The 12,168-nt window shown below is 61.6% G+C and carries 8 protein-coding genes; 4 read left to right on the forward strand and 4 right to left on the reverse strand.

What is annotated here, in order from left to right; all coding sequences use genetic code 11:
- Nucleotides 1-24 precede the first annotated feature (24 nt).
- On the forward strand, nt 25-882 hold the full coding sequence (gene xdhC / locus JJN09_RS27185) for a xanthine dehydrogenase accessory protein XdhC (RefSeq protein ID WP_007952025.1): 858 nt from the start codon (nt 25-27) through the stop codon (nt 880-882).
- A 13-nt stretch (nt 883-895) separates the two neighbouring features.
- Complete coding sequence (gene guaD / locus JJN09_RS27190) at nt 896-2,200, forward strand: guanine deaminase (RefSeq protein WP_249484531.1); 1,305 nt, start codon at nt 896-898, stop codon at nt 2,198-2,200.
- 182 nt (nt 2,201-2,382) lie between these two features.
- On the opposite strand, the gene JJN09_RS27195 is transcribed toward guaD, so the two are convergent.
- Complete coding sequence (locus JJN09_RS27195; RefSeq protein WP_064378756.1) at nt 2,383-3,147, reverse strand: GntR family transcriptional regulator; 765 nt, start codon at nt 3,145-3,147, stop codon at nt 2,383-2,385.
- 347 nt (nt 3,148-3,494) lie between these two features.
- Here JJN09_RS27195 and JJN09_RS27200 point away from each other — a divergent pair, with 347 nt between their 5' ends.
- Nucleotides 3,495-4,685 (forward strand): benzoate/H(+) symporter BenE family transporter, encoded by a 1,191-nt coding sequence (locus JJN09_RS27200; RefSeq protein ID WP_249484532.1) that lies wholly within the window; start codon nt 3,495-3,497, stop codon nt 4,683-4,685.
- 61 nt (nt 4,686-4,746) lie between these two features.
- Here JJN09_RS27200 and JJN09_RS27205 read toward each other — a convergent pair whose 3' ends face one another.
- Complete coding sequence (locus JJN09_RS27205) at nt 4,747-5,091, reverse strand: YggL family protein (protein ID WP_249484533.1); 345 nt, start codon at nt 5,089-5,091, stop codon at nt 4,747-4,749.
- Between the two features lie 233 nt (nt 5,092-5,324).
- Here JJN09_RS27205 and dacB point away from each other — a divergent pair, with 233 nt between their 5' ends.
- Complete coding sequence (dacB, locus tag JJN09_RS27210; protein ID WP_249484534.1) at nt 5,325-6,785, forward strand: D-alanyl-D-alanine carboxypeptidase/D-alanyl-D-alanine-endopeptidase; 1,461 nt, start codon at nt 5,325-5,327, stop codon at nt 6,783-6,785.
- 136 nt (nt 6,786-6,921) lie between these two features.
- Here dacB and JJN09_RS27215 read toward each other — a convergent pair whose 3' ends face one another.
- Both JJN09_RS27215 and rlmKL read right to left on the reverse strand, forming a co-directional pair.
- Complete coding sequence (locus JJN09_RS27215; RefSeq protein WP_249484536.1) at nt 6,922-9,306, reverse strand: diguanylate cyclase; 2,385 nt, start codon at nt 9,304-9,306, stop codon at nt 6,922-6,924.
- A gap of 144 nt (nt 9,307-9,450) precedes the next feature.
- Entirely contained in the window at nt 9,451-11,721 is a 2,271-nt protein-coding gene (gene rlmKL, locus JJN09_RS27220; RefSeq protein WP_249484537.1) for a bifunctional 23S rRNA (guanine(2069)-N(7))-methyltransferase RlmK/23S rRNA (guanine(2445)-N(2))-methyltransferase RlmL, read from the reverse strand.
- Nucleotides 11,722-12,168 lie beyond the last annotated feature (447 nt).

Here is a 12,168-nt window from a genome sequence, read left to right on the forward strand (position 1 = left end):
GACAACGAAGATGTCGAGGTGAACATGTACAACTGGATCGACGCCCTCGCCGACCTGCAGAACCAGGGCGAACCCTGCGTTCTGGTGACGATCATCGAAGAGCTCGGCTCGACGCCGCGCAATGCCGGCTCGAAAATGGTCGTCAGCGCCCGCCAGACGTTCGACACCATTGGTGGCGGGCACCTGGAATACAAAGCCATGCAGATCGCCCGCGAGATGCTCGCCAGCGGCAAGCAGGACACCCATCTGGAGCGTTTCAGCCTCGGCGCCAGTCTCGGCCAGTGCTGCGGCGGCGCCACGGTGCTGTTGTTCGAACCGATGGGCCAGGTGCAGGCGCAGATTGCGGTGTTCGGCGCCGGTCATGTCGGCCGCGCGCTGGTACCCTTGCTCGCCAGCCTGCCGTGCCGGGTGCGCTGGATCGATTCCCGGGAAGAGGAATTTCCCGAACAGATTCCCCACGGTGTGCGCAAGATCGTCGCCGAGGAACCGGTGGATGAAATCGACGACCTGCCCGCCGGCAGCTATTGCATCGTCATGACTCACAATCATCAGCTGGATCTGGAACTCACCGCCGCGATCCTCAAGCGCAACGACTTCACCTGGTTCGGCCTGATCGGCTCGAAGACCAAACGGGCCAAGTTCGAACACCGCTTGCGTGACCGAGGCTTCGACGCCAGCGTCGTGCAACGCATGCGCTGCCCGATGGGCATCGGCGAAGTCAAAGGCAAATTGCCTGTGGAAATCGCCATCTCCATCGCCGGCGAAATCATCGCCACCTATAACGCCAATTTCGGCCAGCACACCGCCAGCGCCGAACCGATTGCCAAACTGCTGCCGGTTTCCCGCCGCAGTCAGGCCGCCACACTCAAAGCCTCAAACTGATTAGAGAACCCTCATGCCTCTGACTCGCAAAGCCTACCGCGCCGCCATCCTGCACAGCATTGCCGACCCTGCCGAGGTCGGCATCGAGGCCTCCTACGAATATTTCGAGGACGGCCTGCTGGTGGTCGATGACGGCAAGATCAGCGCCCTCGGCCACGCCAGCGAACTGCTGCCGACGCTGCCGGCGGATATCGAGATCGTTCATCACAAGGATGCGCTGATCACCCCGGGCTTCATCGACACCCACATTCACCTGCCGCAAACCGGCATGGTCGGCGCCTACGGCGAGCAACTGCTGGACTGGCTGAACACCTACACCTTCCCGTGCGAAAGCCAGTTCGCCGACAAGGCCCACGCCGATGAAGTGGCGGATATCTTCATCAAGGAACTGCTGCGCAATGGCACCACCACCGCGCTGGTGTTCGGCAGCGTGCACCCGCAATCGGTGAACTCGTTCTTCGAGGCCGCCGAGAAGCTGGACCTGCGGATGATCGCCGGCAAGGTGATGATGGACCGCAACGCGCCGGACTACCTGACCGACACCCCGGAATCGAGCTACGTCGACAGCAAGGCGCTGATCGAACGCTGGCACGGCAAGGGTCGTCTGCACTACGCGGTGACCCCGCGCTTCGCCCCGACCAGCACTCCGGAACAGTTGACCCTTGCCGGCCAGTTGCTCGGTGAATACCCGGATCTGTACATGCAGACCCACATCAGCGAAAACCTCAAGGAAGTCGAGTGGGTCAAGGAGCTGTTCCCGGAGCGCAAGGGCTACCTGGATGTCTACGACCACTATCAATTGCTCGGCGAGCGTTCGGTGTTCGCCCACGGCGTGCACCTGTGCGACGACGAATGCGCGCGCCTGGCGGAGACCGGTTCGGCAATCGCGTTCTGCCCGACCTCGAACTTCTTCCTCGGCAGCGGCCTGTTCAACCTGCCGATGGCCGAGAAGCACAAACTGAACGTCGGCCTCGGCACTGACGTCGGCGGCGGCACCAGTTTCTCGCTGCTGCAAACCCTGAACGAAGCCTACAAAGTGATGCAGCTGCAAGGCGCACGCCTGAGCCCGTTCAAGTCGCTGTACCTCGCCACCCTCGGCGGTGCGCGGGCACTGCGCCTGGAAGACAAGATCGGCAACCTGCAACCGGGCTCCGACGCCGACTTCCTGGTGCTGGACTACAACGCCACGCCGCTGCTGAGCTACCGCTTGAAGCAGGCCAACAACATTGCCGAGACGTTGTTTGTGCTGATGACGCTGGGCGATGACCGCACCGTTGCCCAGACTTATGCGGCGGGTGCGCTGGTGCATCAGCGCTGAGTTTTCCCAAGGCATAAAAAATCCCCCGGTGGTGTTCACCCCGGGGGATTTTTTATGCCTGTCAGACTGCTATCGCTGGCAAGCCAGCTCCCACAGGGTTTTATGGTGTTCACCAGAATTGCGTCCCACCGCAAATCCTGTGGGAGCTGGCTTGCCAGCGATTGGGGCCAACTCGTTCTGACTTAGAGCTTGGCCGCCGGACGCCCCGGCTTCTTGGTCTGCAACAGATGCGAGAACACCGCATGCAGATCGTCGGACGCGCTTTCCTCGTCGAGGTTGAGCTTGCTGTCGATGTGATCCATGTGATGCATCATCAGGTCCACCGCCAGCTCGCCGTTGCGCGCTTCGATGGCGTCGATCAACTGGGTGTGTTCGTCGTAGGAACAGTGCGAACGGTTGCCGCTTTCATATTGCGCAATGATCAACGACGTCTGCGAAACCAGGCTGCGCTGGAAGCTGATCAACGGAGCGTTCTTCGCCGCTTCGGCCAGTTTCAGGTGGAACTCGCCCGAGAGACGGATGCCGGCGCCGCGATCGCCACGGGAGAAGCTGTCACGCTCGTCATTGACCATCTGGCGCAATTCGGCGATCTGCTCGGCCGTGGCGTGCTGCACCGCCAGTTCAGTGATCGCGCGCTCCACCAGACGCCGGGCGAGGAATACCTGACGCGCCTCTTCGACACTCGGGCTCGCCACCACCGCGCCACGGTTTGGCCGCAACAGCACCACACCTTCATGGGCCAGGCGCGAGAGCGCGCGGCGAATGATGGTGCGGCTGACCCCGAAAATTTCCCCCAGCGCTTCTTCGCTCAACTTTGTGCCGGGCGCCAGGCGCTGTTCGAGGATGGCCTCGAAGATATGCGCATAGACGATATCGTCCTGGGTTCCGCTGCGGCCGGCTTTGCCTGCTCGCGGTTGTTTCTTGAGGGGTTGCAACTGTTCGTTCATGGGCACTCGAGTCGGGAAGAACGGCGGCGAATTGACCGTGACTGTAATACGGCACAGTGGGTCGCTGGCAAGTATCGCGTAAAAAACAGCGCGATTGTACACAATGGAAGGTGGCAACACGACTGTACGGCTGTTTGTGACTTCGGCTGTATTGCAACGCATCGTTACATTTGAGTTTAGGCTTGATCGCAGAATCCGCGATCCCTGTGGGAGCGAGCTTGCTCGCGATAGCGGTTATACATTCAACTCCAATGTCGATTGTTCCGCCGCCATCGCGAGCAAGCTCGCTCCCACAAGGGTTTCGTGTCGCTGCGAATATCTTCATTGGTATAAGGAACACCCCCGTCATGAACGACGCCACACACACTCAGCTGCGTCCCTTCGCGGACACATCGCCCTCCGCCATCGTCGCCGGATTCATCGCGATGATGACCGGCTACACCAGTTCGCTGGTGCTGATGTTTCAGGCCGGGCAGGCAGCAGGCCTCACCAGCGGGCAGATTTCCTCATGGATCTGGGCAATTTCCATTGGCATGGCGGTGTGTTCAATCGGCCTGTCCCTGCGCTATCGCACGCCGATCACGATTGCCTGGTCGACGCCCGGCGCAGCCTTGCTCATCACCAGTCTTGGCGGCGTCACCTACGGCGAAGCGATCGGTGCCTACATTACCTGTGCGGTGCTGGTGACGATCTGCGGCCTGACCGGCAGCTTCGAACGGCTGGTGAAAAAGATCCCGGCCTCCCTCGCCGCCGCGTTGCTGGCGGGGATTCTGTTCAAGATCGGCAGCGAAATCTTCGTCGCAGCGCAGCATCGCACCGGGCTGGTGCTGGGGATGTTCTTCACTTATCTGCTGGTCAAACGCCTGACGCCGCGCTATGCGGTACTCGCCGCGCTGCTGATCGGCACCGCGCTATCGGGCTTCATGGGGCTGCTGGACTTCAGCGGCTTTCATCTGGAAGTGGCGACGCCGGTCTGGACCACACCGCACTTTTCCTTGGCCGCGACCATCAGCATCGGCATTCCGCTGTTCGTGGTGGCGATGACCTCGCAGAACATGCCCGGTATCGCGGTGCTGCGGGCCGACGGCTACAACGTCCCGGCCTCGCCCTTGATCACCACCACCGGCATCGCGTCGCTGCTACTGGCGCCGTTCGGTTCCCACGGCATCAACCTCGCAGCGATCAGCGCCGCGATCTGCACCGGGCCCCATGCCCATGAGGATCGCAACAAGCGTTACACCGCAGCGGTGTGGTGCGGGATTTTCTACGGGATTGCCGGCGTATTCGGCGCCACGCTGGCGGCGCTGTTTGCCGCGCTACCCAAGGAACTGGTGCTGTCAATTGCCGCGCTGGCGCTGTTCGGTTCGATCATCAACGGCTTGAGCATCGCCATGACCGAGGTGAAGGAACGGGAAGCGGCGCTGATCACCTTCATGGTCACGGCGTCGGGGCTGACGCTGTTTTCCATCGGCTCGGCCTTCTGGGGGATTGTCGCGGGGGTGCTGACCTTGCTGATCCTCAACTGGCGCAAGGCTTGAGGTCTCGCTGAAAAGCAGGCATAAAAAAACGGCGACCCTCAGGTCGCCGTTTTTTTCAGTATCACTTGGCCGCGTTGATCGGCTTTTCCGGATACCAAACGTCCAGCAGCGGGCTGATTTCAGTGGTGGTCAGCTCGGAGCGGGTTTTCAGCCAGGCTTCAACAGCAGCGCGCTGCTCTTCGGAAACCGAGCCACGCTTCTGCAGGCAAACCAGACCGAAGTCGTCGCCGCCGACATAGCCCAGACCGTTCTTTTCCATGGCTTCTTTGATGAATGCTTCGAGGAAAGCGTCAATGGCTTCTTCGGACAGGTCTTCTTTGAAGCCCAGGTTCAGTTCGAAACCCAGCTCTTGAAATTCATCGACGCACAGTTTTTTGCGCAGACGCTGGGAACGGTTAGTCGCCATTGGAACAATCCTCTTAAGTAATAACGGCCGGCACTTTACCAGTTTAAGGCGGCGATTGCCCGCCTATCCGGGACGAGCGTGCGACCGCCCGTAAAAAAATAACCCATTGGCAGCCTTGCGAGAGGCACAAGCTGTTACACCTTGGGGCATAATGCCGACACTTTCATGACCACTGAGGGCCTTTTCATCCATGTCCTCGTCTTTTTCCCCTCGGCTGTAGGGTTTTATTTCATATGATCAAATCGTTGCGTCCTCTGCTCCTGGCCGGTCTTCTTCTGCCGCTGGCCCTGCCTGTCTCCGCTGCCACCATCAACACCGCCCTGACGCCCAACGTCGAAAAAGCCCTCAAGGCCAGCAAGCTGCAACCCAGCGCCCTGTCGCTGGTGATGGTGCCGCTGGACGGCCCGGGCACGCCGACCGTGTACAACGCCGACGTATCGGTCAACCCGGCCTCGACCATGAAACTGGTCACCACCTACGCGGCGCTGGAAATGCTCGGCCCCAACCATCAGTGGAAAACCGAGTTCTACACCGACGGCGACCTGAACAGCGGCATCCTCAACGGCAACCTCTACCTCAAGGGTGGCGGCGATCCGAAGCTGAACATGGAAAAACTCTGGCTGCTGATGCGCGACCTGCGCGCCAACGGCGTAACCCAGATCACCGGCGACCTGGTGCTGGACCGCAGCTTCTTCGTGCAGCCGCAACTGCCGGAGTTCAACGATGACGGCAACGACGAGAACAAGCCGTTCCTGGTCAAGCCGGACTCGCTGCTGGTCAACCTCAAGGCCCTGCGCTTCGTGGCCCGCAATGACAACGGCCGGGTATTGATCTCGGTCGAACCGCCGATTGCCAGCATCAACATCGAAAACACCGTCAAAGCGCTCAACTCCAAGCAATGCACCGGCGGCGTGCGCTACAACCCGGTGCCGCAGGCCGATGGCAGCGTAACCGTGACCGTTGCCGGCCAGTTGGGCGAAGGCTGCAGCTCGCAGACTTACCTTTCGCTGCTCGACCACGCGACCTACACCGCCGGCGCCGTGCGGGCGATCTGGAAGGAATTGGGTGGCAGCATTCAGGGCAAGGATCGTCTGGCCCCGACACCGAGCAGCGCCAAGGTGCTGGCCCGTGCGTTCTCGCCGGACCTGGCGGAAATCATCCGCGACATCAACAAATACAGTAACAACACCATGGCTCAGCAGCTGTTCCTGAGCCTGGGGCAGAAATTCCGCAACGACGCCGACGGCGATGACGCCAAGGCGGCGCAACGCGTAGTGCGTCAGTGGCTGGCGAAGAAAGGCATCACCGCGCCGCACCTGGTAATGGAGAACGGCTCCGGCCTGTCCCGTGCCGAACGCGTCAGCGCCCGGGAAATGGCTGCCATGCTGCAAGCCGCGTGGCACAGCCCGTATGCCGCCGAGTACATCAGCTCGCTGCCGATCGCCGGCACCGACGGCACCATGCGCAAACGCCTGAAGACCACCGCGATGCGCGGCGAAGCTCACGTCAAGACCGGCACCCTGAATACCGTGCGCGCCATCGCCGGTTTCAGCCGCGACGTCAACGGCAACACCTGGGCGGTGGTGGCGATCCTCAACGACAAGGCACCGTTCGGTGCATCGTCGGTGCTGGATCAGGTATTACTGGATCTCTACAAACAGCCGCGAACGCCGCAGACGGCTTCGGTCCTGTAATCCGCCTCTGAGAACTCCGCAAGACCTGTGGGAGCCGGGCTTGCCCGCGATGGCGTCAGTTCAGCCAGCATATGCAGTGACTGACACACCGCCATCGCGGGCAAGCCCGCTCCCACAGAATCGGCGGCAAGCTGGATCAGCTCATCTGCCGCTCAACCCGATCCCGCCCGCCCTGCTTCGCCGCGTAAACCCCCGAGTCAGCCCGCAGCAACAGCGCATCCGCGCCCTCTCCCGGCCGCCAACTGGCAATCCCGAAACTCGCCGTCACCACGCCCACCACATCCACCGGCGCTCCGCGCAGGCCTTGCCACAGCTCCACGGCCAGCATGTACGCGTGCTCACCGTCGATATCCGGGCACAGCACCATGAATTCCTCGCCGCCCAGACGACAGAACACGTCAGTACGCCGCAGGCGATGGCCGATGCGTTCGCAGACAGCCTGCAACACCCGGTCGCCCACCGCGTGACCGTACTGGTCGTTGATCCGTTTGAAGTGGTCGATGTCGAGCATGATCACTGACAGTTCGCCACCCCCGCGCTCGACCCGAGCCATTTCGGTGGTCAGGCGTTCCTGGAAATAACGCCGGTTGTGGATACCGGTCAGGGCATCGGTCACCGACAGTGCTCGCAACTCTTCCTCCACCCGCTTCAGGTCTGAGATGTCCGAAATGTAGCCATGCCACAGCACGCCGCCGCCCGGCAGTTCCTCGGGGGTCGCTTCACCGCGCACCCAGCGCAGGCCGCGCCCGGGCAACTGCACGCGATATTCCTCGCGCCATGGGCTCAGATTGTCGGCCGAGGCACGGATCGACTTGCGCACGCGGCTGACGTCCTGCGGATGAATGCGGGTGAAGATCGCTTCGGCGTTGAGCAGCAGCACATCCGGCTCCAGTTCGTAGATCTCGCGGATGCCGTCGCTGGCGTAGATCACGCTGAAGCGCCCGTCGAATTCCATCTTGAACTGATAGATCCCGCCCGGAACGTGGGCGCTGAGTTTTTTCAGCAAAACGTCTCGCGCCGCCAACGCTTCGTGTACACGCTTGCGCTCGGTGATGTCGATACAGATCGCCAGGTGCCCGACCCACAACCCCTGCTCGTCCAGTACCGGCGTGGCGAGCATGTTCACCGGCAGATGACTGCCATCCTTGCGCACCAGCGTCCACTCCCGCGCCTCGTGCCCGCCGACTTCGCCGCCCTCCACCAGCATCGCCTGGCAGGTCGGGATGGCCTTGCCATAACGGGCGCTCAGTTCCGCCGCACGGGTGATCAGCTCCCGGGGGAAATGCAGGTTTTCCAGGGTCATGTGGCCAACCACTTCGACGCTGTGGTAACCGAGCATCTGCTCCGCGCCGGGGTTGAAGGTGTTGATCACGCCGCGCAGGTCGGTGGCGATGATCGCGACTTGCGTGGCCGCGTTGAGCACCCCGCGCAACTGACCGTGGGTGCCCCGCAGTTCCTGTTCACGCTCATGCAGTTCCTGGGTGCGCAACTCGACCATGCGCAATGCCCGCTGACGCTGACTGACCAGCACATACAACAGCGCGCTGAGCAGCAGGCTGAGCAAACCGCCCAGAATTACCACGCTACCAACCGACGAATGGTTGGCTTGCAGGAAGGCCTCGCTGGGTGAAATGTCGACCTGATAGTCGTGATCGGCCATACGCACCAGTCGTGTGGCCGACAGATCGCTGGGTGCCGGCTCATTGGTCGATTCGAACAGCACTTCGTGCTGATCATTGGTCGACAGATCGAGAATCCGTACCGACAGGTAATCATGCAGCGCGTCCGGCAATCCATCGGCCAACAACTGGCGCATGCTGATCACCGCCATCACATAGCCGAACGACTTGGGCTCGCCCTCGCGCAGCACCGGCGCCACCAGCAGCACGCCCCGCGCGTAGGCCGGCTCGATGCTGACCAGATGCATCGGCTGCGACACCGCCAGGCTGCCGAGCTGGTCGGCGCGTTCCAGCGTCGAGCGGCGCAACGGCTGGGCCAGCAAGTCGTAACCCAACGGTGAGCCGAGCCGGCTCTGAGTCTGGCTGTACACCACGACGACGTATTCATCGCGGGCGCCGGCCAGTTGCAGCTCACCGCGGGCATTGAGTTCGCGCACGCTGAAGGTGGTAATGCCTTCATCACGCACCCGTTGCTCGAACGCGGCGCGCTCGGAACCGCTCACCCGCAAGGCAAACGAATAGGCTTGGGTGCGCAGTAATAAAGGTTGGGTGTAGCCGTCGAATTCGGCGCGGGACACCGATTCGGAGTTGGCGAAGAACCGGCGCAGGCCATCGAGGCGTTGCTCCTGATCCTGAAAACGTTCTTCGATGCGGCTGTAGCGTTCGTTGGCCAGCAGTTGGAAACGCTGGCGCAACTGGCTGTGAAACTGATTGAGGGTGGCCCAGGCGAGCAGCCCCGTGAGAATCCCGCCGGCGAGCAATACCAGCAGCGCGACCAGCCAGGCCGAGACTTCTTCGCTGATAAAACCCAGGATCTTTGGGCGCACGGGGTGCAACGACATAAAGGCCACTCACTACGCCAGTACTTGCGGGATAACCCCATTGGCCGTGAGTGAGTTATAGCTATTAGCCACTAATTTGGCTAGCTCTGATCGGATCCAAGAGCCTTAAAAATCAAGGCTCTGTGGATCCAATTGATCAGAGTGTCAACGGGCCGTGATTTTCCAGGCGCGGTGGATTTTGCCATTGCGGGCGAAATCCGGATCGATGGTGCTGGCAGTGATTTCCTCGACCGCGTAACGCTCGGCCAGGTTGTCTTCCAGCTGGAACTTGCGGAAGTTGTTGGAGAAGTACAACACCCCGCCCGCTGCCAGTCGGGCCATGGCCAGGTCGATCAACTGCACCTGGTCACGCTGCACGTCGAAGATGCCTTCCATGCGCTTGGAGTTGGAGAAGGTCGGCGGGTCAATGAAGATCAGATCGTACTCTTCCCGGCTGCTTTCCAGCCACGCCATCACATCGCCCTGCTCCAGACGGTTCTTGTCGGAGAAGCCGTTGAGCGACAGGTTGCGGCGCGCCCAGTCGAGGTAGGTTTTCGACAGGTCGACGCTGGTGGTGCTGCGCGCGCCGCCCTTGGCTGCGTGCACACTGGCGGTCGCGGTGTAGCAGAACAGGTTGAGGAAGCGCTTGCCGGCCGCCTCTTTCTGGATCCGCATGCGCATTGGCCGGTGATCCAGGAACAGCCCGGTGTCGAGGTAGTCGGTGAGGTTCACCAGCAGCTTCACGCCGCCTTCGGTGACTTCGTTGAACTTGCCTTGGGCCGCCTGACGCTCGTACTGCTTGGTGCCGCTCTGACGCTCGCGGCGCTTGACCACCACGCGGCTCTTGTCGATGTTCAGCGCCTGCGGGATGGCCGCCAGGGCGTCAAACATGCGGATCGAGGCCTTTTCCGGATCGATCGACTTCGGCGCGGCGTACTCCTGAACGTGCACCCAGTCGTGGTACAGGTCGATGGCCATGGCGTACTCCGGCATGTCCGCATCGTAGACGCGGTAGCAGTCGATGCCTTCGCGCTTGACCCACTTGCCCATCGCCTTGAGATTCTTCTGCAGGCGGTTGGCAAACATCTGCCCGCCTTCGCTCAGGCGCGGCTGCTCGATCACCGGAGCCGGAGCCGGCGTCGGTTTGATCGGGTTACCGTTCTTGTTGTACTTGCGCTCTTGCGGCTCGTTCGGCGCCTGATCGTATTCAGCTTGCTCGCGCTCGGCCTGACGTTGTTCCGGGGTGCGACGCTCGCCGGTGACGAACTGATCCGGCAGCACTTTGATCAACAGCAGCTTGCACGGCAACGCGCCGTTCCAGAACGAATACTGCTTATGGCTGCGGATACCCATGCGCTTGCCCAGGTCCGGCGCGCCGGTGAACACTGCGGCTTCCCAGTTCAGGCAGGCCTGACGCAGGCGCTCGCCAAGGTTCTGGTAGAGGTATAACAGGCTGGCTTCGTCACCCAGACGCTCGCCGTACGGCGGGTTGCAGATCACCAGACCTTTCTGGTTCTGGTCCGGACGCGGTTCGAAGGTCGCGACTTCGCCCTGGTAGATCTTGATCCACTCGCTCAGGCCGGCGCGCTCGACGTTGTTGCGGCCCGGCTGGATCAGCCGTGGGTCGGCTTCATAACCACGGATCCACAGCGGTGGCTTGGCCAGACCGGCAGCAGCACGCTCGGCAGCTTCTTCATGCAGCTTCTTCCACAGCGCCGGCACGTGACCGAGCCACGCGGTAAAGCCCCACTGCTCGCGACGCAGGTTTGGCGCCATGTCGGCGGCGATCATGCCGGCTTCGACCAGGAACGTGCCGACACCGCACATCGGGTCAGCCAGCGCGCCACCTTCGGCAGCAATGCGCGGCCAGCCGGAACGGATCAGGATCGCCGCCGCCAGGTTTTCCTTCAGCGGCGCAGCGCCCTGCTGCAAGCGGTAGCCGCGCTGGTGCAGGCTGTGGCCGGAGAGGTCGAGGGACAGAATCGCTTCGCCGCGATCCAGTCGCAGGTGAATGCGCAGGTCCGGGTTGAGCTTGTCGATGCTTGGGCGGTCGCCCTGCGGGGTGCGCAGTTTGTCGACGATGGCGTCCTTGACCTTCAAGGCGCCGAAGTGGGTGTTGTCGATGCCCGAGCCGTGGCCGCTGAATTCAACAGCCAGGGTGCCGTCAGCCAGCATGTGGTCCTGCCACTCGACGTCGAGCACGCCGTGGTACAGGTCCTCGGCGTCTTTCATCGGGAAACGCTTGAGCACCAGCAACACGCGGTTGGCCAGACGCGACCAGAGGCACAGGCGATAGGCGGTTTCCATGGTCGCCATGCCACGCACGGCGGAGGTGTGCTCGCGGGCTTCTTCAAGGCCAAGCCCGACGGCTTCCTCGATGAGCAGGCCTTCAAGGCCTTTGGGGCAAGTGAGGAAGAGTTCGAAACGGTCGGACATGGTTTTTCCAGAGCCTTTGGCTAATGAACCGGCAACGCATTGCCGATCCGGTTTTCAATCAGGCGCTTTTCTACAAGAGCGCCCGCGTGGCACGAAGGTGTGCCGTTCCATCCCCGCTGCTCGGGTTAAAAGAGCTTAGATGCCGGGACAGATAAAAAAGTTGATGCAACAAAATGACTCAAAGCAACCCTTCGTCGAAAAGTACCCGACGGTAAACGTGGGTCATTCTCACTAAGGCATTAAACCTGTCATACAGCGCAGGGCCGATCATACCGGGGTTTGGTGAATAAACATTCATGAAACCTGGCGTTACTTATCGCCATAGCATCCTTTTCGTTACGTCCTTATGACAAAACGGTCATTCCCTCGATGTGACTCATTGGTTAGAACTGGACACAGGTTGACGTCGCAACGGCGTCAACACCTTGGCTCGCCACGCCGGCAGCG

This window comes from Pseudomonas sp. HS6 (assembly GCF_023375815.1).
In the GTDB taxonomy this organism is placed as follows: domain Bacteria; phylum Pseudomonadota; class Gammaproteobacteria; order Pseudomonadales; family Pseudomonadaceae; genus Aquipseudomonas.